At 46.9% G+C, this 24,756-nt stretch carries 21 protein-coding genes and 7 pseudogenes; 27 read left to right on the forward strand and 1 reads right to left on the reverse strand.

From position 1 onward, the window contains the following. Nucleotides 1-18 precede the first annotated feature (18 nt). The 13 genes and pseudogenes from ACTWJ7_RS14975 (at nucleotide 19) to ACTWJ7_RS15035 (ending at nucleotide 10,624) form a co-directional block, all read left to right on the forward strand. On the forward strand, nucleotides 19-1,113 hold the full coding sequence (locus tag ACTWJ7_RS14975; RefSeq protein WP_301877567.1) for a prephenate dehydrogenase: 1,095 nt from the start codon (nucleotides 19-21) through the stop codon (nucleotides 1,111-1,113). A gap of 719 nt (nucleotides 1,114-1,832) precedes the next feature. After that, a complete protein-coding gene (locus tag ACTWJ7_RS14980) occupies nucleotides 1,833-2,426 on the forward strand; it encodes an RNA polymerase sigma factor (protein WP_053780698.1) in 594 nt (197 codons plus the stop codon). Further along, nucleotides 2,423-3,058 carry an anti-sigma factor family protein gene (locus ACTWJ7_RS14985; protein ID WP_079349405.1) on the forward strand — a complete coding sequence of 212 codons (636 nt, stop codon included), beginning with the start codon at nucleotides 2,423-2,425 and terminating at the stop codon, nucleotides 3,056-3,058. Before ACTWJ7_RS14980 ends, ACTWJ7_RS14985 begins: the two co-directional genes overlap by 4 nt. Before the next feature lie 40 nt (nucleotides 3,059-3,098). Then, nucleotides 3,099-3,698, forward strand: a complete 600-nt coding sequence (locus tag ACTWJ7_RS14990) for a histidine phosphatase family protein (RefSeq protein WP_301877564.1) — start codon at nucleotides 3,099-3,101, stop codon at nucleotides 3,696-3,698. A 464-nt stretch (nucleotides 3,699-4,162) separates the two neighbouring features. Beyond that, nucleotides 4,163-5,280, forward strand: a pseudogene (locus ACTWJ7_RS14995) (hypothetical protein). A gap of 44 nt (nucleotides 5,281-5,324) precedes the next feature. Continuing rightward, nucleotides 5,325-5,831 carry a gamma carbonic anhydrase family protein gene (locus tag ACTWJ7_RS15000; RefSeq protein ID WP_301877559.1) on the forward strand — a complete coding sequence of 169 codons (507 nt, stop codon included), beginning with the start codon at nucleotides 5,325-5,327 and terminating at the stop codon, nucleotides 5,829-5,831. 23 nt (nucleotides 5,832-5,854) lie between these two features. Continuing rightward, a complete protein-coding gene (locus ACTWJ7_RS15005; RefSeq protein WP_024630643.1) occupies nucleotides 5,855-6,034 on the forward strand; it encodes an IDEAL domain-containing protein in 180 nt (59 codons plus the stop codon). A gap of 166 nt (nucleotides 6,035-6,200) precedes the next feature. Then, nucleotides 6,201-6,623: a DUF2487 family protein gene (locus ACTWJ7_RS15010; protein WP_301877556.1), complete on the forward strand. Its 423-nt coding sequence runs from the start codon at nucleotides 6,201-6,203 to the stop codon at nucleotides 6,621-6,623. Between the two features lie 193 nt (nucleotides 6,624-6,816). Then, nucleotides 6,817-7,359 carry a QcrA and Rieske domain-containing protein gene (locus ACTWJ7_RS15015; RefSeq protein ID WP_079349401.1) on the forward strand — a complete coding sequence of 181 codons (543 nt, stop codon included), beginning with the start codon at nucleotides 6,817-6,819 and terminating at the stop codon, nucleotides 7,357-7,359. A 15-nt stretch (nucleotides 7,360-7,374) separates the two neighbouring features. Further along, nucleotides 7,375-8,046 (forward strand): menaquinol-cytochrome c reductase cytochrome b subunit, encoded by a 672-nt coding sequence (qcrB, locus tag ACTWJ7_RS15020; RefSeq protein ID WP_017687726.1) that lies wholly within the window; start codon nucleotides 7,375-7,377, stop codon nucleotides 8,044-8,046. 21 nt (nucleotides 8,047-8,067) lie between these two features. Then, nucleotides 8,068-8,949, forward strand: coding sequence for a menaquinol-cytochrome c reductase cytochrome b/c subunit (locus tag ACTWJ7_RS15025; protein ID WP_301877540.1), 882 nt, complete (start codon nucleotides 8,068-8,070; stop codon nucleotides 8,947-8,949). 113 nt (nucleotides 8,950-9,062) lie between these two features. Next, nucleotides 9,063-9,688, forward strand: a pseudogene (locus ACTWJ7_RS15030) (DUF1405 domain-containing protein). A 66-nt stretch (nucleotides 9,689-9,754) separates the two neighbouring features. Then, complete coding sequence (locus ACTWJ7_RS15035; protein ID WP_301877538.1) at nucleotides 9,755-10,624, forward strand: sporulation protein YpjB; 870 nt, start codon at nucleotides 9,755-9,757, stop codon at nucleotides 10,622-10,624. A gap of 107 nt (nucleotides 10,625-10,731) precedes the next feature. Here the strand turns inward: ACTWJ7_RS15035 and ACTWJ7_RS15040 are convergent. Continuing rightward, a pseudogene (locus tag ACTWJ7_RS15040) lies at nucleotides 10,732-11,600 on the reverse strand (YitT family protein). Between the two features lie 173 nt (nucleotides 11,601-11,773). Between ACTWJ7_RS15040 and ACTWJ7_RS15045 the strand changes: the two are divergent. The 14 genes and pseudogenes from ACTWJ7_RS15045 (at nucleotide 11,774) to dinG (ending at nucleotide 24,725) form a co-directional block, all read left to right on the forward strand. Next, nucleotides 11,774-12,108 (forward strand): annotated as a pseudogene (locus tag ACTWJ7_RS15045) (nucleotide pyrophosphohydrolase). A 45-nt stretch (nucleotides 12,109-12,153) separates the two neighbouring features. Then, nucleotides 12,154-12,678 carry a tetratricopeptide repeat protein gene (locus ACTWJ7_RS15050; protein WP_301877535.1) on the forward strand — a complete coding sequence of 175 codons (525 nt, stop codon included), beginning with the start codon at nucleotides 12,154-12,156 and terminating at the stop codon, nucleotides 12,676-12,678. Between the two features lie 75 nt (nucleotides 12,679-12,753). Then, nucleotides 12,754-13,556 (forward strand): annotated as a pseudogene (dapB, locus tag ACTWJ7_RS15055) (4-hydroxy-tetrahydrodipicolinate reductase). 196 nt (nucleotides 13,557-13,752) lie between these two features. Next, entirely contained in the window at nucleotides 13,753-14,193 is a 441-nt protein-coding gene (mgsA, locus tag ACTWJ7_RS15060; protein ID WP_109998459.1) for a methylglyoxal synthase, read from the forward strand. After that, nucleotides 14,190-14,891 (forward strand): bacillithiol biosynthesis deacetylase BshB1, encoded by a 702-nt coding sequence (bshB1, locus tag ACTWJ7_RS15065; protein WP_285080465.1) that lies wholly within the window; start codon nucleotides 14,190-14,192, stop codon nucleotides 14,889-14,891. The genes mgsA and bshB1 overlap by 4 nt, the downstream gene beginning before the upstream one ends. A gap of 96 nt (nucleotides 14,892-14,987) precedes the next feature. Next, a pseudogene (gene bshA, locus ACTWJ7_RS15070) lies at nucleotides 14,988-16,146 on the forward strand (N-acetyl-alpha-D-glucosaminyl L-malate synthase BshA). Nucleotides 16,147-16,368: 222 nt separating this feature from the next. Next, nucleotides 16,369-16,859 (forward strand): annotated as a pseudogene (locus tag ACTWJ7_RS15075) (CCA tRNA nucleotidyltransferase); the annotation flags it as partial. A 150-nt stretch (nucleotides 16,860-17,009) separates the two neighbouring features. Then, nucleotides 17,010-17,525, forward strand: coding sequence for a hypothetical protein (locus ACTWJ7_RS15080; RefSeq protein ID WP_443146378.1), 516 nt, complete (start codon nucleotides 17,010-17,012; stop codon nucleotides 17,523-17,525). Then, nucleotides 17,512-18,489, forward strand: coding sequence for a biotin--[acetyl-CoA-carboxylase] ligase (locus ACTWJ7_RS15085; RefSeq protein WP_301877526.1), 978 nt, complete (start codon nucleotides 17,512-17,514; stop codon nucleotides 18,487-18,489). The genes ACTWJ7_RS15080 and ACTWJ7_RS15085 overlap by 14 nt, the downstream gene beginning before the upstream one ends. Nucleotides 18,490-18,829: 340 nt before the next feature. Further along, on the forward strand, nucleotides 18,830-19,705 hold the full coding sequence (gene panB, locus ACTWJ7_RS15090; RefSeq protein ID WP_079349393.1) for a 3-methyl-2-oxobutanoate hydroxymethyltransferase: 876 nt from the start codon (nucleotides 18,830-18,832) through the stop codon (nucleotides 19,703-19,705). Next, nucleotides 19,702-20,598, forward strand: a complete 897-nt coding sequence (gene panC / locus ACTWJ7_RS15095) for a pantoate--beta-alanine ligase (protein WP_301877525.1) — start codon at nucleotides 19,702-19,704, stop codon at nucleotides 20,596-20,598. Before panB ends, panC begins: the two co-directional genes overlap by 4 nt. Next, entirely contained in the window at nucleotides 20,591-20,974 is a 384-nt protein-coding gene (panD, locus tag ACTWJ7_RS15100; protein ID WP_024630626.1) for an aspartate 1-decarboxylase, read from the forward strand. The genes panC and panD overlap by 8 nt, the downstream gene beginning before the upstream one ends. Before the next feature lie 93 nt (nucleotides 20,975-21,067). Continuing rightward, nucleotides 21,068-21,721, forward strand: coding sequence for a tetratricopeptide repeat protein (locus ACTWJ7_RS15105; protein WP_301877520.1), 654 nt, complete (start codon nucleotides 21,068-21,070; stop codon nucleotides 21,719-21,721). 142 nt (nucleotides 21,722-21,863) lie between these two features. Next, nucleotides 21,864-24,725 (forward strand): ATP-dependent DNA helicase DinG, encoded by a 2,862-nt coding sequence (gene dinG, locus ACTWJ7_RS15110; RefSeq protein ID WP_301877518.1) that lies wholly within the window; start codon nucleotides 21,864-21,866, stop codon nucleotides 24,723-24,725. The last annotated feature ends 31 nt before the right edge of the window (nucleotides 24,726-24,756 follow it).

The following is a 24,756-nucleotide window of genomic DNA, read 5'->3' on the forward strand; positions in this document are numbered from 1 at the left end:
TGAAAAGAGTGAGGACCCATGAAATTAAAAATTGCAATGATCGGTGTAGGGCTCATCGGCGGATCACTGGCGCTTTGCTTCAAAGACAAGCCTGGTGTTACGGTGATGGGCTACGCTCACCTGCCTGAACTGAAGGACAAGTACATAGCGAGTGGTGTAGTGGATGATGCTACGCTCTCTCTGGAGGAAGCGGTACAGGATGCCGACTTTATTTTTTTGTGCGTACCTGTTGGGCTGCTTGAATCCTATTTTGAACAATTGGTTAAGCTTCCTCTGAAACAAGGATGTATTATTACGGATGTGGGAAGCACCAAAGCGTCCATCGCAGCCTGTGCTGAGCATGTCCGCATGCGTGATGCATACTTTATCGGCGGTCATCCAATGGCCGGATCTGAGCGTGCAGGGGTGGATGCAGCCTCGGCTGTGTTATTCGAGAATGCATACTATGTCTTGACCCCTTCAGAACATGTACCTGAGGAAGCATACGACAGGTTATCTGACTTACTTGCGTATACTCGTGCCCAAATTGTCCGTGTAGAGCCGCTGCTTCATGATGACATTGTGGGAGCGATTAGTCATTTGCCACATGTTATTGCAGTTGCGCTGGTGAACCAGGTGCGTGAATATAATGAATTGAACCCTTTGTACAAAATGCTGGCTGCAGGCGGTTTCCGGGATATCACTCGGATTGCCTCCAGTGACGCCATCGTCTGGAGAGATATCCTGCTGAGCAACCGTGAGGTGCTGCTGGGATTGCTAAAGGACTGGAATAGCCAGATGACGGCTTTCACCGAAATGCTGGAGCAACAGAATGGTGAGGGCATTGAGGATGCATTCCGTCAGGCACGCGAGTTCCGTAGTGTGCTGCCAGAACGACGGAAAGGCATGATCTCGTCGTTGTTTGATCTTTATACGGATGTGCAGGATGCGCCGGGGATGATCGGCAAGATTGCCACCGAGCTTGGGGCGAATGATATTAACTTAAGCAACATGGAGATTATTGAGAACCGAGTCGATGTGCCGGGTATTATGCGTTTGTCGTTCAGGCAGGAAGAAGAAATGGAACGTGCCAAAACGTTGCTGGATTCCCTGGGGTATCAAGTGTGGGTTTAGGCTTTTGGAAGGGGGCGAAAGCCCTCTTTTTTTGTGTCTAAAACGAGTTGTTACCGTACATATCCTAAAAAAGGACAAAAAAAAGACCGCTTACATAAGCGGCCATTGCTCACGTGGAGCAATACAGTTATTGGATAGGAGTGGAGAGAAACCATACTGTACTTTTATTATATGTATACGTTTTCATTTTGTCAACACTTTGAGTAAAATTGTTTAAAGTAATTATAACATTCGTAAATTAAGGAAATATAATCCTTGCATAAAGGGGTATAAAACTTAGTGAATGCTTGGCGAAGTGAAGTTGATTGGTACATTTTTTAAAAAAATGTTATAACGAAATTCTTTTGAAATTTTAAATTTATTTCGTTTTCACCTAAACTTTTTTGGGTCTTCGTTCGTCCAATATAAGAGTGGCTTCACAAAAGGGATCAAATTGAAGTCATGGACGAGAAAATGGCTGCATAATAATGACTGGTCGGGCTTCAATGGATGCCATGGATTTGCCAGGATGATGCAGACCGTTGTACAATAAATAATGTTAATGTAGAAACGTTGGGGAAATTGCCATTACATAGGGGAATTTGGCGGGAAGGCCTGTTATGGCGCTGAACGCTGTTTTATGCGGTGAAAACCGCAACTTTTTTGTGCCTGTTCGGTAATACATGGATAGAGTCGAACGGGGAGAAGCACATGGATGGGCGAGGAGGGGTCGCACTCAAATGACGGATTCCCAGTTGATTCGAGAGATCAAGGAAGGTAACCTGGAGTTATATTCCGAGCTGATGAGTCGTTATCAGCGTAAAATACTGGCTTTCGTATATCATATGTTGAAAAGTTCTAATATGGAGCTGCTTGCGGAAGATCTCTGTTCTGAGACTTTCTATAAGGCGTTCCGCAGTCTGCACTCATTCCGAGAGGTGGATGCCTCGTTCTCAACCTGGTTATATACCATTGCGAGAAATACGGTACTGAGTGAGCTTCGCAAACAGCGTAGTGGGAGTGTTCCACTTGAAGAGAGCGGTATTGTACCTGTTGCTCCTTCTGAGAATGCGCCAGAGCATGCTGTATTGCGCAGTGAGCGGGTGATGCTGGTTAGGGATGCCATTAACAATTTACCGGAGAAGCAGCGTTCTGCCATTATACTCCGTGAGTATGATCAACTAGACTACCAGGAGATTGCAAATATTCTTGGGCAGAGCGTCAGTTCTGTGAAATCGTTATTGTTCAGAGCAAGGTCAAGCGTAAAAACTCAATTGGAACCTTATTTCTTCGAACCGGTCTACGAGCCATATGAAGGGATGAAGAACCGATGAATTGCAACGAAGCCCAGGAACTGTTTGCACTGGTCTGGGACTTGCCGGAAGCTCATCCTCAGCGGATTGCATTTCATGCTCATCTCGCTGGTTGTGAAGATTGCTCGCAGCAATTTGAGGTTTGGGAAGAAGCTCAAATTTTGCTGCACAGCATACCGGTCCCAGTGACAGAACAACAGGCAGAGAAAGTGAACCGTAATGTTATGGAACGGATCTATGCGGAGTCTCCATGGCTATTGCCGGAAGAGGCAAAGGTTAATCGTTTCTCTGCTGTGATCCGCAAGCATATGTCTTTGTGGATTGCTGCGTTCCTGGCAATTTTCTTATGCAGCTTTTTGTACATGGCGATGTTTAAGCCAGACGTAACAGAAGCTGAGCAGACCAGCGTGGTCTCTACGGGTATATTGGAGACAGGGGTAGCAGGCAGTGAGCCCTCTTCCTCCGGATTGTACAAGTACAACATGACGGGAGCAGACAGAGGGAGTATTATTGAGCCCTTCGTTGTGAGCATGGGCCCAGCGTATCCTCAATACTGGATGGGGTTGTCGTTGCTTGCAATAGGTATGGCTTTGTTCTCTCTTGGACGTATGCATCGTACAACGAACAAACGCAAACAAGGTGCACGTGCTTAGGTAAAGCTTTCGTTCACCGTATAGAGAAATGAGGGATGAGATGCGAATTGGGCTTATTCGTCACGGTCTAACAGACTGGAATGCAGCGGGACGTATTCAGGGACAAACAGACATACCTCTGAATACGGAAGGTCGTGAGCAAGCTGAGCGTCTGGGTAGACGTTTGCTTACCGAAGAGTACCGCTGGGACCACATCATTACAAGCGGGCTTTCCAGGGCTCAGGAGACGGGAGAGATTATCTCCGGGCTATTGAATGTTCCTCTGCTGGAGCCGGATGCACGCTTGAAGGAGCGGGCGTTTGGTCAAATTGAAGGTCTGACCTCCGAAGAGCGTGTTGCTCGCTGGGGCGCTTCCTGGGAAACTCTGGATTTAGGCCAGGAACAGATTGCTGATATTCAGACACGTGCTTTGGGCTTTCTGGAGGATTTGTGGGAGACGTATCAGGACAAAAATGTGCTGATTGTCTCTCATGGCGCCTTCCTTGCGAATCTGCTGTCAGCTTTGTTTAAAGACCGCTATACGGAACGAATTGGAAACCTGTCGCTTACGATTCTGGAAAAGGAACGTGAAGATTGGAGTCCATTGCTTTATAACTGTACACGACACCTTTCATTGGATCTGGCAAAACAACCTGAGTAATTAACTCAGGTTGTTTTTTTGCGTTATAGCAATGTGTAACTGTCATTCTATAGAGATTGAAATAAACATTACACGAGAACGGAGAGGACAGAAATAACCTGAGGAAGCGGAGCTAAAAGCTTTCTGAAAGAAAGCTGCTCGTAAGCATACGCTTCGCCTTTATCCCCGGAGTTTACCCTCTGAAAAAAGGGAATCCCAAAAATCTGGGAATAACAGCGATCAGAAGGTTGTTCTGTCATTGGAGTGGCAAGTGTACATATTCTTTAGTTCAATTTCTATATGATTTTGAACCTCTCATTCTTCTTCTGAGCAGGCAACTTCGGGCATAGTATGGTTAAAACATAAAAGATTTGCAAAAAAGAGGTTTAGATCATAGGAATTCCGTCAACGATGTTTACAAAACCAAACTACTCCAGGCCCCGAAGCATCAGCCGAAAAGTAGTCAAGGGCGAGGCGATGGACCCATGAATCTAGCGGATATGCTTACTTTTGCCGATATCGGCCAGCTTAATCGAATAGCAGACTATTACCAGTGCGAGTGTAAGCCCAATTCCAAACATGAACTCATCCAGAGTATTCTCACTACATTGGGCAGCAGACCTTTTTTGAGCAGCAGGTTCGCGAATTAAATCAGGTAGATCTGCGATTTTTGAACAACTTGCTGTTTGACGCCCGCCAATACTTCGGTATGGAGGAACTTGTCGCCATTGCTCGTCAGTCGATGGATAAAAAAGATAGCGAGGCTGGAGCCAGCCCACGTGATCTTATCGTACGCTTCACGAAGAGTGGATGGTTGTTCAATGGTACAACCCAACAGACCAGATACCTGTATCAGGTGCCCAAGGATCTGCAAATGAGATTTAGGGATGTGTTAGCCACGCACCTGAAGGCAGGCATTGCACAAACGAGCGAGCCTCCCGTTTACAGGGATGAATACCATCTGCTTGCTGATGATCTCAAACTGTTCCTGCAATTCGTCCAGCAGCATGAAATAGCATTAAACGCAGAAGGTATGATGTACCGTCGTTCTCAGCAGCAGATTATGGAGCATTTGCATGTGAGTGAGGCGCTGGTGGGTAAAGCCGGATGGAGATTCGGTTATGGGCGTTCGTTCAAAGACTACCCCGACCGATTTGCGTTCATCTATGATTACGCCTTTCATCATCGTCTGGTCCGCGAGGAGCAGGGAATGCTGAAATTGTCAGCTTCCGGTGAAGACAAGCTGGGGGCGGAGAATACAGCCGAGATGATACAGCTATTTCGGTTTTGGTTAAGACTTTATAAAGGTGCTATTCCAAATCTGTCCTCCATTGTGTACTGGACAGGGGAATGTGCAGCCGGCTGGTCCACAGCAGAGTCTTTGTTCCGCCAGATTGGTCCTTACATTCAGCCGTTCTATTACGACACCGCAGAGACGATTTATGACAACAGGATCCTCAAAATGATGCTGCATCTAGGCATGCTTCGCATTGGGGAACATGCAGAGGGGCGAACAGTACAAATGACAGCTTGGGGTTCACGCCTCGCGTCATCCTGTCGTTCGCTGTCCGGGGATATTACACCCGTTATGTTTGACAAGTGAAGGACAAGTTGCTAAAATCACTCCCAAATTAAGGAGTGATACTTATGATAATTCCATACAAAGGTATGCAACCACGGTTACACCCTTCGGTATATATGGCTGAAGGAGCCAAACTTATTGGTGATCTGACACTGGGTGAAGAATCTACGATCTGGTTCAATACTGTACTGCGCGCTGATCTGGCACCTATCGTGATTGGACGACGATGTAATATACAGGATAATGCTGTTGGACATGTCAACATGAATCAGCCTTTGATTTTGGACGACGATGTGTCTGTAGGGCATTCTGCGATTATCCATGGATGTCGTATTGGAACAGGTTCGCTGATTGGTATGGGCGCTATCCTTCTCAATGGAGCCGAAATTGGTGAATATACGCTGATCGGGGCCGGTTCTGTTGTTACTGAAAATACCAAAATTCCGCCCTATACCCTTGCTTTGGGCACACCTGCCAAAGTGATACGTGAGTTGACTGATGCAGATCTTGAGCGGATGTCGAGAACTACACTAGGTTATGTTGCCAAAGGAAAGGAATATAGGAGCTCTTAAATCCGTTTTGGAGGTGCATCCTATTGGATAAAATGAAAGTTACGTATGAAGTCATGTTGGGGCTGGCTGCTGAGATGGTGTGGGACGACGCGCTTCGTAAACAGCGCAGCGAGAAGCTGTATATGGAAATCGATAAGGCATTAGCTACCGGAGACGAAGTAGCTTTCCGGAATCTGACGGATGAACTGAAGGCCATAAACTGATGAGCAAATCCAAATAAAATTAAACACAAAAAAGAAATGCGTGAAAAACGCATTTCTTTTTGTGTTCACTATAATTTATACACGGGTAAAGGATGAATCTCTGGATTTATAATATAAGCTCATATATAATATGGGAATAAAATGGATAGAGAGGGGAATTAGGGAATTGAAATTCAGTGAGATGACTCAAGACAGCTGGGCGGAACTGCAACTCTATCTGGATACATGCCTTATTCCATACACAGCCCTGACGGGAAAGCAGTCTCCGGTTGAAGCAACCGAGGCGTTGGAGCGCCTTAGAGATTTTTTGGATCTGGTGGAGATTCCTTTTAAAGGACGTATTATGACTTACCCTGCATTCCATTATGCTTGTCCGGATATGTCAATGGCATTAAATACCTTATCCGAACAACTCAAATCTTCAGGTTTCAAATATGTGGTTATAATGTCATCTGATGGTGTGTTGGAACAGAGCCAAATAACTTCAGCAGATCTGGTATTAAGCCATTCCATTTTATCCCAAGAGGTAGGAGAAGAGGGGATTGCGCGTTTTGTTGGGGAGAAAATCCGTGAGTTATGGAAAAGATGACCTTCATGTGACAAATGTGACAATTTACCAACATTTTTTTAATAACGCTTACAAATGAACCTTAAAAATGTGTGACAAATTCTTGACGGTGTTCTAGGGCTACTATATGATTATGTATGTTCTAGTAAGTCGTGGAATTTCTGATAATGAAAACGATTGAGAGAGTTGGCTGAAAAAGGGGGTTGGAGACAGTATGAGCAGTGAGCATGACCAGCACGAAGCTTCGATGAAATTGCCAAGCCGCATGGAAATGTCACGCAGGCAGTTTTTGACGTACACGCTTGGTGGAGCTACAGCCTACATGGCCGCCGGTGCAATACTCCCCATGGTCCGTTTTGCGGTGGACCCGATTTTGCAGCACAAGGGAGAAGGCACCTCTGTCAAAGTAGCGGAAATCAGCAAAATTACGAATGAACCTCAAGAATTTACGTTTGAACTGAAACAGCAAGATGGTTGGTATTTGAGCAATGCTTCGTTAATCGCCTGGATCAGGAAAGATGAACAGGGCAAAATCTATGCGCTTTCACCCATTTGTAAACATTTGGGCTGCACCGTAGGTTGGAATAGTGATAAGCAATTTCCCGACGAATATCATTGTCCATGTCATGGTGCGCATTATACCAAAGAAGGCAAGAATCTTGCCGTAGCCCCGAAGCCGCTGGATGAGTATGTGGTTAAGGAGGATCAGGGTTGGGTTTATCTGGGCGACATTATTCCGAACACCCGAGTCAAATAGGAGGCGTGAACGCAGATGTTTAAAAATGTCTATGACTGGATTGACGAGCGTCTCGATATCACGCCAATCTGGAGGGACGTTGCGGATCATGAAGTTCCAGAGCACGTAAACCCGGCTCATCACTTTTCCGCATTCGTGTACTGCTTTGGTGGATTGACGTTCTTTATCACTGTTATTCAGATTTTGTCAGGGATGTTCCTGACCATGTATTATGTGCCTGATATTATTAATGCTTACGCCAGTGTCGAGTATTTGCAGACCAAAGTAGCCTTTGGCCAAATTGTACGCGGAATGCACCATTGGGGAGCCAGTCTGGTTATCGTTATGATGTTCTTACATACGATGCGTGTGTTCTTTACCGGCTCTTACAAAGCACCGCGCGAGATGAACTGGGTTGTCGGCATGCTGATCTTTTTTGTCATGCTGGGTCTCGGGCTTACAGGGTACCTGTTGCCATGGGATAACAAAGCCTACTTTGCAACCAAAGTTACCCTGGAGATTGCGAATACGGTTCCTTGGCTGGGGCCGATCATTAAGGAATTCTTGCAAGGCGGAACCATTGTAGGTGCACAGACGTTAACACGGTTCTTTGCCCTGCACGTCTTCTTCCTTCCGGCTGTGCTTCTGGTGCTTCTGGTCGGTCACTTTATTATGATCCGCAGACAGGGCATTTCGGGACCACTATAATCTGAGAAGGGAGGAATCGACATGGCTCACGGACAAAAGTCAGATGACCAGGAAAAGATTATCTTCGTCGGGGACTCACGCGTCCGTAAAGGAGCGGGGTTTATAACTCCACCGGATTACACGGCGTATCCCGGCAAATCAGAGGCTTTTATTCCTAACTTCTTGCTGAAAGAATGGATGGTTGGTGTCGTTGTACTGGTTGGTATTTTGGTACTAACGATTTCGGAGCCTGCACCACTGGGCTATCCGGCCAATCCAAGTGCATCGGTTATCCCGATGCCGGACTGGTATTTCCTGTTTCTGTATCAGTATTTGAAATACCCATATGCCTCAGGGGATTATGTCCTGTTGGGGGTACTTGGAGTCAGTGGAGTCGCTTTCGGCGCTCTGCTGCTCGCCCCGTTTCTGGATACAGGCAAGGAGAGACGGTTCTACAAACGTCCGATTGCATCATCGCTGATGATTTTGTCGGTGATGGCCGTATTCTACCTGACCAATGTTGCGTGGACACACTACGAGCATGAGTTGGAAGCAAGCGGTAAGAAGCCGGAACATATTCAGCGTGAGGAAGAAGCGCTGGAGAAACATCTGCAGGGTCTACCTACCTCCAATGCGCCAGGTCAGAAAGAAGAAGTGGCGATCGTCGAGAAGGATGACCCTGCGATGGATACCTTCAAAAAGGCCGGGTGTATCGGGTGTCATGCCGCTGATATGAAGGGGGCAGGTGGACCTTCTCTACGTGGTGTGGGGGACAAACACAGCCAGGAAGAAATCCTGACGATTATCAAAGAAGGATACAACAGCATGCCGGCTCAGTACGACAAAGCCATTGCCCAAGGGTTGACGGATGATGATATCAATCACCTGGCGGAATGGCTTGCGAAACAGAAGGCAGAACAGTAAAATCGAAATAAGCAGTGAAACCTGATCGTTTATGCGGTCAGGTTTTTTTGAGGAGTTTTTCGCAACACCTTTCTTTGGAACGCAGAACACATAGGATGGAAGGGGCAGAGAATGTGGCTTTATCGTACTTTTGGAGTCGGGAATTTCTAACAAATCGTTATTTCCTGTGGCTCTTGTTTTGGTGTAACGCATTAGGAACTGTATACGGATACATATGGTACGGGGATCAAATGGAGTATACGCTGGCACAGCAACCACTGTGGCAGATTGTGTTTGTGCCGGACAGTCCCACAGCGAGTTTGTTCTTCACGTTATCTTTATTGTGGGTATTGTACAAGCCAAAATCGATGGTCCTGAATCGAATTGGACATGTCATCCAGGCACTTGCTGTGGTCACTTCGGTAAAGTACGGTGTATGGGCGGTATCTATCATTTTTGCAGGCTGGATGCAAGGGGGGCACAACATTGGCAGGATTGGATGTTGATTGCATCTCATAGTGTTATGGCTATTGAAGCGCTCTTGTATGTTAGATTCTTTGGGTTCCGTTGGGGGGCTTTGGTGATTGCTGCCTTGTGGACGCTGCTAAACGATACGATGGATTATACCTATGACATTTTCCCTTGGCTGCCTGCATCGCTCATGGACCATCTGGATGGTGTACGCAATTTCACCGTCGGATTGACACTAGTGAGCATTCTATGTGCGTGGCTTGCACTGAGACAGGCCAAACGGGCCTGAATTCATAACGCAAGCTTGTTCTAAGGAACTCTCCCCTGCCATACATTGATGGTGGGAGGGATGTCCGTGAAGAGAACGTTCAGGATCAAAACTGGATTGATGGTGGTGTCGTTCATGACTCTACTGTTCTGGACGAACTTGTCATACAGTGTATCGGCGGAGAGTAAAGGTGCGAACGGAAATACAGATCAGCAAGTATCAGCCAAAAATTCAATAAAACAATTAAATGAAGAAGCGGCCCTGCTGTATCGACATGCCTTGGATAATGATATTGAAGAGGTTAGAGGCAGTATTTTGCGAATCAGTAAAGGTCTGGAGCATATATCCTTTGAGGGCCAGACGACAGTAGAAGGCATTCATGCCCTATCCGAGACCATTGTTGAAGTGAAAGAAGCTGCCGTTAGGGTGAAAAGTGATGATAATTCTCTCCAGCAGGCCTCTGCCAAACTTCGACTTGCGGCGGACAGTCTTGCCAACCCAGCTAAACCCTTATGGCTCCAGTATTATAAAATCGTAAAAAATGATATTGATGCGCTATCAACTGCAGCAGATCAGCAGTTAAGCACCGCGATCATAGCAAGCCGCTACGCCTTGCTGGAGGAGCACTACGAGACGATCCGGCCTGCGGCAATGATTCGCCGAGAACCTTACGAGATCGCCCAGTTGGACGCCTGGTTGTCTCATACAAAGGGGCTGACTGCGGCCAAGCAGACTGACATCGCACAATTGAAGAGTATGGTAGCCCATGGTGAAGAGTTGGTAAACCAGCTGTTTGGTCGTGAAAAGGATGAGAGCGCCTTTGTGCCGTTTGTTCAGGGGCCAGACCGGAGGGTAGCCGGATTGCTCATTAGTTCCGTAATTATTGCCGTGCTAAGTTATGCGGGGTATCGTAAGTATCGAGCGCAGCAGCAAGGGATTTTTCCTTTCCGGCGGTAGCTCCTTTTCTACCATCACGATATGAAAAAAGACCTCTATCTACAAGAAGGGCCATCTCATGGCTTTTGTCTTGGGGAGAGAGGTTTTCTTATTGTAGAGATACAAGGTCAGCTTTCCTTAAACCCTTCTCCATGCACATCATGGACATCGCTAATAATAACAAAAGCTCTGGGGTCGACGGAACGCACAATCGTTTGCAAACGTCTGAATTCCTGCCTGGAAATGACACAGTATGCAACATGCTTAGCCTGTTTTGAATATGCGCCAATGGCGGGAATTAGCGTGACGCCGCGATCCATATCACGGGTAATCAAATCCGCAATCTCGGGTGCGTGATCACTGATGATCATAAATGCGCGGGCCGAATACGCTCCTTCCTGAATAAAGTCGATTACTTTAGAGGCAATAAATACAGCTACAAGGGTATACAGTATTTTTTCTTTGGGAATGTAGACGAGGGAGATGCCAATAATGATGAAATCGATACCTAGCAGTACACGCCCCATACTCCAGCCATACTTTCGATTAAGAATGCGGGCAATGATGTCAGAGCCACCTGTCGTTCCGCCCAGCGGAATACGATGCCAAGGCCTGCACCGAGTGTAACACCGGCGTAAAGCGCCGCAAGTAAAAGGTCGTTCTCTGTATGTAGCGGTTCGATCCAGCCGAAATGAATCATTTTTTCAAATAACCAGAGGAACAACGTAAGCGCTCCAATACCCACGCCTGTATAAATCATCTGTCTGCCGCCCAAAATCTTAAGTCCCACCAGAAAGAGCGGAATGTTGACAACCAAGGTTGTAAGTGAAGGAGAGATGTTGAACGCGTACTTCAGCAGGACCGTAATCCCGGTTACGCCGCCTTCCATGAGCTGGTTGGGGATGATGAAGTACAGAAGTCCAAAGGCATATAATGCCGTACCCAATAGGATGGGGAGAATCAATTTGAATTGAACCCAGGTTTTGGAAGTGCTCATAAGTTCCCTCTCCATTTTACAAATTAGAATGAGAAAGCAATCATTCCCATCTTAGTATACCTGTTTATCGATTCTTTAAAAATGATTTGTCGTTTCTGATGGTGGAAGTGAATCTAAATAACTGATATATTAGGAACAAATACGACACAATTTCAAAAGGAGAATCCGTTCTCATGGAGAAAAGCATTGCAGAAATGCAGCGTGAGGTTGATCTGTATATTTCCCAGTTCAAAGAAGGATACTTCAGCCCGCTGGCCATGCTTGCCCGTATGTCTGAAGAGGTGGGAGAGCTTGCAAGGGAAGTGAACCACGAGTTCGGTGAAAAACCGAAAAAACCTTCCGAAGCAGACAATTCCATTGAGCTTGAGCTCGGTGACATTTTATTTATCACGATTTGTTTTGCGAATTCTCTGGGATCGACCTGGCAGAGGCGCACGACAAAGTCATGCATAAATTTAACACACGCGATGCAAATCGGTGGACGCCAAAAAACACCGATAAGGCGTAGATTACATATGCTGTACCATCACCTCAATGGGGAGGGACAGCTTGGATGATGAAACCGGAAGAGTACATGCAGCATGCATACCGCTGTATTTTGCAAAATGATTTTGAGCAGGCGATTCGTTGGTTTGAATCTGCCATTGATGCTCACCCTGAACATGCAGAGCTCTATTATCGTTGTTCCATTACACATGCCCGCAGTCAGCACCTGGGTCCAGCGCTCGAATATGCGCGCAAGGCTGTTGAACTGTCTCAGGGGCTTGAGGAGTACGTTTTACATCTGCAGACCCTGGAAGCCAAACAGTTAAGCACTCAGGCCAAGGCATTGCTTGAACAAGCCGGGAACGAAACGCATGAACGATATGTGAAGGCGGCGGATCTGCTGAAACAGGCGGTTAAACTTGACCCGTTATATGTGGAAGCGCATATCATGCTTGCTCTTGCTTACTGTGATCTAAATGAGTTCGACCTTGCAACCCGGTCCGTTCGTAACGCATTGTTGCTAGACCCGCAGAATGAGCAACTGCATCTATTATTACAGGAAATTAAGCAGCGAATGAAATCCATTCAATAAGAACCCATTTCAGATGGAGATCGTTTGAAATGGATTCAACCAAACGAACTAACATAGTGAGGAGATGCAGCCAAGATGAGTGAAGTAATAAGAGTGGCCGTAATCGGAGCGGCTGGCCGGATGGGCCGTGAAGTAGTGAAACTGGTGCTTCAAGATCCTGATCTGGAGCTCGCAGCAGCGGTCAACCGCTCCGGAGCAGGCACGGATGCCGGAACGCTTGTTGGTCTGCCTGAATGTGGGTACTTTTGACCGATGATATCGAGATGGCTTTTGCAGAGACTAAACCACAGGTTATGGTAGATTTCACAGTCCCTCAATACGCCTTCGCCCATACAGAGATTGCCATTCGTCATGGAGTCAGACCTGTTATGGGGGTTACCGGTTTTACGCCGGAGCAGATTGAACAGCTGGACAAGCAGTGTCAGGACAAAGGCATCGGAGGGTTAATTGCCCCGAACTTCTCGATCGGTGCTATTCTGATGATGAGGTTTGCTGCGCAGGCTGCCAAACATATGCCGAATGTGGAAATTATTGAATATCACGGCGATCAGAAGCTGGATGCTCCTTCAGGTACAGCAATTAAAACAGCCGAGTTAATTGCAGCAAACCGCGAGGAACTTCGTCAGGGCAATTCGAACGAAGAAGAGACGATCGAAGGAGCACGAGGCGGATATTATAATGGATTCCGAATTCATAGTGTACGGTTGCCGGGGGTATTTGCACAGCAGGAAGTCGTATTTGGAGACTTTGGCCAATCCCTCAAAATTCGCCATGATTCCTATGAACGTGCAGGTTATATGCCTGGTGTTAAAATTGGTGTACAGAAGGTTATGGAATATACAGGACTTATCTACGGATTTGATCACTTTATCGACTAAAAGAGGTAGTTCAAAAAGTCAACTTTTGATCACGAGGTCACTCGAGAAGCGGATACAACATCGAATCTTGAATTCAGCCGGGCCTTCCGTTGCTCACGTAGGTTCGCCTACGCTCCGCTACTCAGTCCCTAGCTTCATCCAACCTTCTTGGTGCTGAAAACCTGACTTTTTGAACACACACTAAAAGGAGATTGTCATGTTGAAAATTGCATTTATTGCCCATGATCGCAAAAAAGAAGAAATGGTTAACTTCGTGACAGCCTACGAAAATGTTTTTACAGACCATCAACTATACTCGACTGGTACAACAGGTCTTCGTATTATGGAAGGAACCTCATTAAAGATCCATCGGTTTGAATCCGGTCCACTGGGCGGGGATCAACAGATCGGAGCCTTGGTTGCGCAAAATGAGATGGATCTGATTATTTTTCTGCGTGATCCATTGATGGCACAGCCGCATGAACCAGATATTAACGCTTTGCTGCGTCTGTGCGATGTACAGGGGATTCCGCTTGCCACGAATATTGCAACTGCAGAGATTCTTGTTAAAGCACTGGATCGCGGTGATTTTGGCTGGAGAGAGCTTGTACATAAATACAAGCCTGAGGGTGGATTGAATTCGGGTGATGCTCAATGAGTTTGGACATTCTCATATTCGGTGCACACGCGGATGATGCAGAGATTGGGATGGCAGGAACGATTGCCAAACATACTGCAGCGGGACTGAAAGTAGGCGTGTGTGATCTGACCCGGGCAGAGATGTCTTCCAACGGGACAGTAGAGCGCAGAGCCGAGGAAGCGGAGCAAGCCTCCCGCGTCCTCGGTCTTTCGTGTCGAAGCAATCTCGGTTTGCCTGATCGCGGGCTGTATATTACTCCTGAACACATAGAGGCTGTGACGGCCGAGATACGCCGTCATGCGCCTCGTATCGTGTTTGCGCCATATTGGGAGGATCGCCATCCGGATCATGTAATGTGCAGCAAATTGGTGCAGGAGGCTGTATTCAATGCCAAGCTTAGAAACTATAAGCCAGACATGCCCGCAGTGCAGGTGAAAGAATTGTATTTTTACTTCATCAACGATATCGGACCAACGGATTTGATTGTGGATATTACGGAACACTATGAGCAAAAGGAAAATTCATTGCGTAGTTATCGTTCCCAGTTCGAATTGGGAGAAGGCGCAGTTGCCACTCCATTGACTCAAGGGTATATTGAACGTGTGAGAGCTAGGGATTCTTTGCTTGGACAGCGGAGCCTTATTCCTTATGCAGAAGGATTCGCTAGCATTACACCTTATGTAGTTCATCAATTTGGCCAAGCAGCCAAGTCATAAAATGATCGAACTTGCTCGTATAAATTAGTTATCAATTGCATTTCCGTTGCATTACATCAACCTGCACAAGCGGGAGATTAAAGGAGCGTCCACCGGATGGATCAAAAGCTAAAAATCGGTATTACCTGTTATCCGTCCCTCGGAGGGTCTGGCGTTGTCGCAACGGAGCTGGGCAAATTGCTTGCCGAACAGGGTCACCAGGTTCATTTTATTGCTAATAGTATCCCGTTCAGACTGGGTACATTCCAGAAAAATATTTTTATCATGAAGTTGAGGTCAATGATTATTACGTCTTCCGTTATCCGCCATATGATCTCTCATTGGCCACGAAGATGGCGCAAGTAGCCAAAGCACAGAAGTTGGATCTGCTACATGTCCATTATGCGGTGCCACATGCGGTATGTGCCTTTTTGGCAAAGCAAATGGTTGGTGAGGATTTAAAGGTGGTAACAACGTTACACGGAACAGACATTACCGTACTGGCACAGGATGAGTCGTTGAAGGATTTGATTCGACTTGCCATTAACGAGAGCGATGCTGTTACGGCAGTATCACAGGATTTGATTCGTGAAACAATCGATTTGCTGGATATTAGACGTCCCATCGACCTGACCTATAACTTTATTGATAAAAGAATCTATTATCCACGTGATGCAGCGAGTCTGCGTAGAGACTTCGCAGCTCCTCACGAAAAAATACTGATGCATATCTCCAACTTCCGCCCTGTGAAGAGAACACAGGATGTGGTGGAGGTGTTCCGTCAGGTACAGGAACAGGTACCTTCCAAACTGTTATTTGTTGGAGAAGGGCCAGATTTGCCGAAGATTCAATGGAAGATTAATGAGCTTGGACTGAATGACAAGGTTCATTTTCTGGGTAAGCAGGATGATATTGCGCAAGTCATTTCAATGGCTGATGTGTTGATGCTGCCGTCGGAGAAGAGAGCTTCGGACTTGTGGCACTTGAAGCCATGGCTTGTGGTGTCCCTACCATTGGGTCACAGGCAGGGGGTATCCCTGAACTGGTATTGCACGGCAAGACCGGATTTTTGTCTCCAATCGGCGACACACAATCAATGGCAGAGAACACAATTCGTTTGTTGACGGACGACCGTTTAATAGCGGATTTCAGAGAAGCGTGCTTGAAACGGGCACACCATGATTTCTGCAATGATGCCATTCGGCATGAATATGAACAAATATACTACCGCGTGCTGGGACGTGAAGTTCCGAATCTGAAGCCGATTTGTGGCTGATTATTAGATCGGATGGTTCCATCGCGGAAATATATCTGTGTAAGCCACACCAAGCAACACGTAGTTATGAGGTGATAATAAGTGGTTCAATGGACACAGGTAGATCCTGAAATGGCAAGACAAAGTGAACAGGTGCTGCGGACATTAAATGATAAAGGGTACGACGCCTACTGGGTAGGTGGTTGTGTTCGTGATGAATTGCTGGGACGTCGCGTGGATGATATGGATATCACCACGTCAGCTTCCCCGAGCAAGTCATGGAATTATTCGCAAATTGTATTCCTACGGGCCTCCAGCATGGAACGGTTACTGTTCGTTCAGGAGGCTTTTACTTTGAGGTTACAACATTTCGCACCGAATCCGAATATAAGGATAATCGAAGACCTGCTGCCGTTCATTTTGTGCAGGATGTCAAAGAGGATTTGCAGCGGCGTGACTTCACGATGAATGCTCTCGCTGTGGATCGGGACGGAAATATCGTTGATCCTTTTGGTGGACAGTTGGATATTCAGGATGGACGGGTCAGATGTGTGGGATTGGCGACTGAGCGCTTCGGTGAAGATGCGTTGCGGATGCTTCGGTGTGTTCGTTTTGCTTCGGTATTTGATTTTAAAATTGCCCACAACACCTGGAAGGGGCTAATTCGACAAAAGGATCTGCTACAACATATCGCCATGGAAAGAGTACGTACCGAAATGGCGAAAATGATGGCAGGCCCACATCCGCTGCACGGTCTGGAATTGCTGTTTCGAAGCCAGGCGCTGGAGCATGTGAAGGCACCAATCTACATGGAACGATTCAATAAAGACCTCCTGTCCAATATGGAGCAATTGATAGAAGAGAACGTATTATTACGCTGGTCTATGCTGCTGATTGCCGGCCGTTATACCAGGGATGAAGCAGATGCATTACTTCGAAAATGGACATTTTCTAATGATGATCGTTCCCGCATCAGTGGAGTTCTCCAGGTCGAACAGTTAATCAAGGCTGTCGTACAAGAGCAGAAGGACGAAGAGGCACTGCGTTCAGAATGGATTGTAACTGTGCTGTCTAGCGGACGTCAGGCGACAGAGGACTGGCTCATGATTCAACGACTGCTTCCAACAGGCTGGCGAGAACATGAGGTTCTGCACGAAGAACAGATTGCTGTAATACAGTCCAGGGGTGCTGCATGGAGTCAATCCATGAAGGTGTATGAACTGAAAGATCTGCATATTACGGGTGAGAACGTTTTGCAGCAACTTGGACGCAAAGGCGGACCATGGCTGGGACAACTGATGAAACATCTCCTAAGAGAGACTGCGATCGGAAATATAGCGAATCAGCATGACATGCTGACCAACGAAGTAAAGCGGGTGGCTGCAGATGACAAAGCATGAGGATCTGTTACATATGTTGCTGAATGCAGAGGGGGAGTTTGTGTCTGGTGAAGAGATCAGTCGCAACCTGTCCATTAGCCGAACAGCCGTGTGGAAGCACGTAAACAAACTGCGTGACATGGGTTATGAGTTTGAAGCCGTATCTCGCAGAGGGTACCGCTTGGTCACGAAACCGGACAGCATTGATGCCACTGCGCTTCAGCTGGCACTGGAAACAACAGTGTTTGGCCGGAAAGCCATAATCCTGAATTCCACGTTGTCCACCCAAGGTGATGTTCAGCAGATGGCTGAGCAAGGGCAGAGCGAAGGAGTAGTTGTTCTGGCGGAAGAACAGACGGGAGGGCGAGGCCGCTTTGGGCGTAAATGGTTCTCCCCACCCGGGAGAGGTATCTGGATGAGCGTTCTTATGCGCCCGGAACTTGCTCTGCAAAATACACCACAGCTGACCTTATTAACGGGTGTGGCCGTGTGTCGTGCTATTCGGTCATATACAGGTGCAGATGCCGGGATCAAATGGCCTAATGATCTTTTGATAGCTGGTCGGAAGGTATGTGGGATACTGCTTGAATCAACTGTTGAAGATCACGAAGTGCGTTATTGTGTAGCGGGCATAGGCGTTGATGTTAACTTCGATTCGAAGGATTATCCTGAAGATTTGAGATCCATTGCAACTTCACTCAAAATGGAGACGGGACAAACCATAGACCGGACTAGACTTGCAGCGGCCATTCTCTCGGAATTGGAGCGTTTGTATATTTTTTATCAAAAGGAAGGCTTCGGTGTGATCTCTTCACTCTGGGAAGCTTTGTCCGTATCCATGAATCGTGAAATTAAGGTGGCTAATCCACAGGGCATCATCGAAGGTACAGCAATGGGCCTTGATCCTTCTGGAGCATTGATTGTGGAGAAGCCAAACGGTGAGCGTGTCTCGGTTTACTCTGGTGAAGTTTCATTGGTAAATTAAACAATTTGTCGAATTTACACCGTCAAAATGAACATAAGACGTGAACTTTGGGCAGAACTTTGGTATACTGTGTTCGTGAGGCGATATCGGCTATTACAGACCGAATTGCACTCCGGCAATAGTATGCTTTGTTCTGCTTTACATTTGTTGCAGTGACAAGGCAGGAATGGTAATAAATGAATAAAGTGAGTTGTTGGATTCTGCTCTGAGCCGAAGAGGACCGAGACAGAAGGGACGATCGCAAGTGACTCTTTTTTGACTTTTCGGGACTTTTTAGTGGAAACTAAAAGGTTTTTTTGTTGCGTTTAAATTGAAAAGATGAGAGGAGCCATGGCGAAAAATGGCAAACAAACAAGCATTGAATATTGTGAAAATGAAAAAATATAAGCAGGACGGCGTGCCGCTTAGTATGATTACAGCTTACGATTATCCGACAGCTCAATTGGCTGAGGAAGCAGGTATCGATCTGATTCTGGTGGGTGATTCACTGGGGAACGTGGTGCTGGGTTATAACTCTACCTTACCTGTTACGATTGACGATATGGTGTACCATACACGCTCTGTAGTGCGTGGTGCGGGAAATACGTTTATCGTTGCTGATATGCCCTTTATGACGTACCATGGCAGCGTGGACGAGACACTCAAAGGTGTCCGTCGCCTGATGCAGGAAGGACATGCACATGCGGTCAAGATGGAGGGCGGTCTCGAAATCGCAGATACGGTAAAAGCGGTTGTTCAAGCTGGTGTGCCTGTTCTTGGACATATTGGACTGACTCCTCAATCCGTGAATCAAATTGGTGGTTATCGCATTCAGGGCAAGGATGCTGCAGATGCCAGACGTCTCTTGGACGAGGCCAAGGCGCTTGAAGCGGCCGGAGCTTTCGGCATTGTACTGGAATTGGTCACTGAAGAAGTGGCAAGAGCGATCTCGGAAGAACTGACTATTCCTACGATTGGTATAGGCGCAGGCAGAGGATGTGATGGTCAGGTACTGGTATTCCATGATGTGGTTCAGTATGCTTCCCCATACACGCCAAAACGCTTTGTCAAAACGTATGGAGACGTAGGTACATTGATTCGCAATAGCATTGAATCCTATGTGAAAGAAGTTAAGGACCGTTCGTTCCCGGCCGAAGAGCATGTATTTACCGCTGCTGACGGCGTTCTAGATCAACTGTACGGACAACGTAAAGAAAAGGTGGAGACCAGCGTATGAAAGTGATACGGACAATCGCAGAATTAAGACAAGAACTTAGCTTGCAGCGTCAGTCGATTCAGTCCAGAGAGTCGGTTGTAGGACTTGTGCCTACGATGGGATTTCTTCATGAAGGCCATGCAAGTTTGATGCATGCGGCCAAACAACAAAGTGATATCGTGGTTTTGAGCATATTTGTAAATCCGATTCAATTCGGTCCCAATGAAGACTTTGACAGTTACCCCAGGGATGAAGCCAGAGATGTGGAAACAGCACGTGCAAAAGGAGTGGATATCGTATTTATTCCCTCTGTTGAAGAGATGTATCCACAGCCTACACAAACGACCGTATCGGTTTCCCGTTTAACGGATCGCTTATGCGGTGCTTCCCGTCCGGGTCATTTTGACGGAGTAACTACGGTCGTCTCGAAGCTGTTTAATATTGTACAACCGCAGCGTGCATTTTTTGGCATGAAGGACGCACAGCAGGTTGCTGTGATCCAACAGATGGTTAACGATTTGAACATGGCAGTAGAGATTGTACCTTGTCCTATTGTCCGTGAAAGTGATGGTTTGGCGCTTAGTTCTCGGAACGTGTACCTCAGCACCGAACAACGTCAGGAAGCTCTTGTTCTGTCCAAGGCACTGCGTGTGGCACAGGAAGCTGTAGATGCAGGGTCGGCTGTGACAGCAGCGGATATCCGGGGCATATTGCGCCAGAACATTGAACGTTCACCAATGGCCGTGATTGATTATGCTGAAATTCAGGCTTTTCCAAGTTTGGAGCCACTTGCGGATCAGGAAAAAGTTCTTGGCCGGGACGATCTGCTGATCGCACTTGCAGTAAAATTCGGCAAAACCAGATTGATTGACAATATACGACTGCAAAAATCGGAGGTGCTGTCCCATGTTTAGAACACTAATGAAATCCAAAATTCACCGGGCAACCGTTACAGAAGCAAACCTGAACTATGTGGGTAGCATTACCATTGATGAAGATCTGATGGAAACTTCTGATCTAATGGAAAATGAGAAAGTACAAATTGTGAATAACAACAATGGTGCCCGTCTGGAAACCTATGTCATTCCAGGGCCACGTGGAAGTGGTGTCATCTGTTTGAATGGAGCAGCAGCCCGTCTGGTACAGCCTGGCGATACCGTCATTATCATTTCATATGCAATGATGTCTCAAGAAGAGGCAAATAATCACAAACCTACGGTTGTATTTGTGGATGGACAGAATAAACCTGTGCAAACGATGAAGCACGAAGTTCATGCGACGATTATGTAATCGACTGGTAAGGGGAATGAAATCGACCCATTCTACAAAAAATGAGTAAAGGTCACTGCACTAATCCATTTTTTCAAGGGTGGGGATGCATCGATGTTCCAGCATGTTTTCGCAGAAATGAACGACATGTTAGATGAAATTATCAAGCGCTACCCTTCTGCTGAAGGCCTAAGCAAACAGGAATTGCTGCAAAAGTGGAATTTGCTCAAGCGGATGAGTGACGGGATGATTGATGAGTGGCTGATGTTTGAAGAAAAAATGAGCCAGGTAAGGGAACGGGAATTGGATAAAGATAAGCCCGCCTCCCTTGAGCCTGAACAGGAAGCTGTTACCGCAATGCCAGAACTGCATCTGGAGTGTTTCAGTCGCGGTCAGGGTTATTTCAAACTGCAAATGTACCCGCAGGCTATTATGCAATTTTCCAGGGTTGTGACCGACTATCCGGAAAGTGCATTGACTCGGTTTTACCTGGCTCTTGCTCATCTTAACCTGGAACAAACCGAGGAAGCTGGAATACACTTGCAGCGGATTATGCATCTGAACGGTTCGCCGAGATTGAAGGGACTGGTATGTAACGTCCTGGGCTGTATTGAGGCTAAACTCGCGAATCCTGAAGGTGCATGTTCACTATTTGCGCAGGCGCTTCAGTATGACCCGACGTTGACCGAACCGCTGTATAACATGGAAGCCTGTCGATTAAACAGCGGAAAATTGCAATATGCAAATCAGCTGACAGCCTTAAATTAAGGGCCATTCGGCGGCATAAAGACGGTGTTCCCTCCTCTGGCATAGCGGAGGGGACACCGCCTTTTTTGTCAGTTAATTTTCAAATGCCCTTTTTTTTGCTATGCTGTAACATAGACTGGAATGGAAGGGACCGTACATTGCAATGAAATTTGCCGTATTGGATTTCGAAACAACCGGCACGCAGTCCGACGGTGAGATTATACAAGCCGGACTTGCCATCATAGATCATGACTACAGCATAACTCAAATATATAGTTCTTATGTGAACCCAGGTGTACCGATTCCTCCGTTTATTACGGGGTTAACCGGTATTACTGATGAAGATGTAGCGGATGCTCCCTCATTGGAAGAGATGATGATGGAGATGGTTCCGCTGCTCGACGATGTGGTTCTTGTTGGGCACAACGTTGCTTTTGATTTTCACTTTCTTCAAAATGCACTCGATCGCTGCGGTTACCTGCCGTTCACCGGACGTATTCTGGATACGATTGATTTCCTGAAGATCACGTTCCCGTCACTGGGCTCTTATCAACTCGGATATGTGTCTTCAGAATTCGGATTTCAGCATGACCGCCCTCATCAGGCAGATAGTGATGCTCTTGCGACAGCTTTTGTATTACTGAAGTGTCTCGATGAGCTGCGTGCATTGCCTCTGATCACGATTCAGCGCCTCAGTGATCTGTTTGCGCCAGAAGATAGTGACTTGGGTTGGTTCTTCGACGGAATGCGTACTGAGAAGGAATCAGAGCCGATTCAGGACCTGGATGGTCATACGTATTATCGCCAGCTCGCCCTGAACGTGAGTGACTGGACTGATATAGGTTCACCACGTGATGAGCGGGAGGGTAACCCGCTGGAAAACGTAAGTTTCGAGCAGTTTATGGATCAGGTTAGAGATAACCTGAAGGAGACGCTGGACCATTATGAGGAGCGTGAGGCACAAACTCAGATGTTCAGCAGTGTACGACAAGCGTTGGATGAAGAGAAGCATCTATTGATTGAAGCTGGAACGGGTACAGGCAAATCGCTTGGTTATTTGTTGCCTGCCATCTATGAAAGTGTGAAACAGGAACAGAAAGTAATGGTCAGTACACATACCATCAACCTGCAGGAGCAATTGAGAGAGCGGGATATTCCTATGCTGACCCAAGTGGTTCCGTTCCCGTTCAAGGCAGCGGTGTTCAAAGGACGTGGGCACTATCTGTGTCTGCGTAAGTTTGAGCATAAAATCAATAAACGTGAATTCGCTACACCGAAAGAGGATTATTTTACAGCAGCTCAGATGATTGTCTGGCTTACCCAGACGGAGACTGGAGACGACGAGGAGCTTAATCTAAGCGGGCGCGGTGGAGACTTCTGGGAGACGGTACAGAGTGAGTCTGAATCCTGTCTTGGACGCTCCTGTCCTTGGTTCCGCAAATGTTTCTATCATCGGGCCAAACATGAAGCCGGGCTGTCCGATATCGTCATTACGAATCATTCGAAATTGTTTACGGATGTCAAAGCAGCACATCAGCTGCTGCCAGCCTACGAAAGTCTTGTCATTGATGAAGCACATCATCTGGAGGATGTAGCAGGTAAGCATCTTGGTCTTCACATGAAGTATTTTACGTTGGTTCATACATTGACCCGACTGTTTAAAGATAGCCGTAATGGCCAACTGCCGATGCTTCGTTCTCAACTGTCGGGTCATGAAAAATCGGTACAGTGGAGCTCCATGATCGATCAGATGTTCCCGCTTGCCGTTGAAGTTAAGGAGATATGGGATCGACTAAGCGATACACTGTTCGGCCTGCTGCCTGAACGTAGCGATGCTTCTCCAGGCGAGACTGGACAATTTTCACTTAGACTGAAGCCTTCGCAAAAACCGGCTAAATGGCAGGAGTTGCAGGATGTAGAAAACCAAATCTATGTAACCCTAGGCGATTTGATTCGTAAAGGCGACAAGCTGCTGCTTGAAGTGAAAGAAGATCAGGATGATTATCAGTCCGATAGTCTGATTACGGATATCTCAGGACTGCTCAAGGACTTGGCAACGATCAAGGATAATCTGCGTTTCTTCATGCGCATGGATGATGCCAATACCGTGTACTGGATGGAGGCTAGCGGCCAATTCCGCAGTAAATCACTGCAGCTCTATGCCGTTCCTGTCGATGTCAGTGCGCAATTGAAGGATATGTTCTTTGATAAAAAGAAAAGCGTTGTGCTTACATCGGCTACGCTCTCCGTTGACAAGTCATTTCAATTCATGATCGAACAGCTGGGCTTGCAGGAAGCTGCCGAGAATAACCGCTTGTTGACATCCATGCTGCCGTCACCATTCAACTATCGCGAACAGGCCCTGCTCGTCATTCCGCGTGATTTCCCAAGTGTGAAGGGCAGTGTAGGTGATGCCCACTTTGTGGATATGCTCGTGCATTCGCTCGCGGAAACGGCTATCGCCACTCGTGGACGCATGATGGTGCTGTTCACCTCCTACCGCATGCTGCGCCAGGTCTATGACCCGCTTAAGGAGGCCTTGTCAGGTAATGATATCTCTTTGCTCGGGCAAGGGGTGGACAGCGGCAGCCGTTCCAAGCTTACACGTCGCTTCCAAGATGCGAAAGCGACTGTACTTCTTGGCACAAGCAGCTTCTGGGAAGGAGTGGACATTCCCGGAGAGGCTCTGACCTGTCTTGCAATTGTCAGACTGCCGTTCCAGCCACCCAATCATCCATTAGTTGAAGCAAAGAGTGAGCTTTTGCAACAACAGAAGAAAAATCCGTTTATGAAGCTGTCCGTGCCGCAAGCCGTTATCCGCTTCAAACAGGGATTCGGCAGACTGGTTCGTACGGGTAAGGACAGAGGTATTGTGATTGTATACGATACACGTGTCATTGAAGCATATTATGGCAAGTACTTTTTATATTCATTACCAGGTCCCAAAATGGAACACATGCTCACAGAGCAGATGGTTCCTCGCATTTCGGAATGGCTTGAGAGACCAACCGATGAACAGCAATAACAGCTATGCTCTGTAGCTTATATGATTGCAT

The sequence above is a fragment of the Paenibacillus sp. 1A_MP2 genome, from assembly GCF_052244825.1.
Lineage (GTDB): Bacteria > Bacillota > Bacilli > Paenibacillales > Paenibacillaceae > Paenibacillus > Paenibacillus vandeheii.

Coding starts and splice junctions, on each gene's coding strand:
- ACTWJ7_RS15000 (WP_301877559.1), top strand. CDS start 5,325: ATGATAATTCCATACAAAGGTATGCAACCACGGTTACACCCTTCGGTA.
- ACTWJ7_RS15015 (WP_079349401.1), top strand. CDS start 6,817: ATGAGCAGTGAGCATGACCAGCACGAAGCTTCGATGAAATTGCCAAGC.
- ACTWJ7_RS15085 (WP_301877526.1), top strand. CDS start 17,512: ATGACAAAGCATGAGGATCTGTTACATATGTTGCTGAATGCAGAGGGG.
- dinG (WP_301877518.1), top strand. CDS start 21,864: ATGAAATTTGCCGTATTGGATTTCGAAACAACCGGCACGCAGTCCGAC.
- ACTWJ7_RS15105 (WP_301877520.1), top strand. CDS start 21,068: ATGTTCCAGCATGTTTTCGCAGAAATGAACGACATGTTAGATGAAATT.
- ACTWJ7_RS15025 (WP_301877540.1), top strand. CDS start 8,068: ATGGCTCACGGACAAAAGTCAGATGACCAGGAAAAGATTATCTTCGTC.
- ACTWJ7_RS14975 (WP_301877567.1), top strand. CDS start 19: ATGAAATTAAAAATTGCAATGATCGGTGTAGGGCTCATCGGCGGATCA.
- ACTWJ7_RS14980 (WP_053780698.1), top strand. CDS start 1,833: ATGACGGATTCCCAGTTGATTCGAGAGATCAAGGAAGGTAACCTGGAG.
- qcrB (WP_017687726.1), top strand. CDS start 7,375: ATGTTTAAAAATGTCTATGACTGGATTGACGAGCGTCTCGATATCACG.
- panD (WP_024630626.1), top strand. CDS start 20,591: ATGTTTAGAACACTAATGAAATCCAAAATTCACCGGGCAACCGTTACA.
- bshB1 (WP_285080465.1), top strand. CDS start 14,190: ATGAGTTTGGACATTCTCATATTCGGTGCACACGCGGATGATGCAGAG.
- ACTWJ7_RS14985 (WP_079349405.1), top strand. CDS start 2,423: ATGAATTGCAACGAAGCCCAGGAACTGTTTGCACTGGTCTGGGACTTG.
- ACTWJ7_RS15080 (WP_443146378.1), top strand. CDS start 17,010: ATGCTGCTGATTGCCGGCCGTTATACCAGGGATGAAGCAGATGCATTA.
- ACTWJ7_RS14990 (WP_301877564.1), top strand. CDS start 3,099: ATGCGAATTGGGCTTATTCGTCACGGTCTAACAGACTGGAATGCAGCG.
- ACTWJ7_RS15050 (WP_301877535.1), top strand. CDS start 12,154: ATGATGAAACCGGAAGAGTACATGCAGCATGCATACCGCTGTATTTTG.
- mgsA (WP_109998459.1), top strand. CDS start 13,753: ATGTTGAAAATTGCATTTATTGCCCATGATCGCAAAAAAGAAGAAATG.
- panC (WP_301877525.1), top strand. CDS start 19,702: ATGAAAGTGATACGGACAATCGCAGAATTAAGACAAGAACTTAGCTTG.
- panB (WP_079349393.1), top strand. CDS start 18,830: ATGGCAAACAAACAAGCATTGAATATTGTGAAAATGAAAAAATATAAG.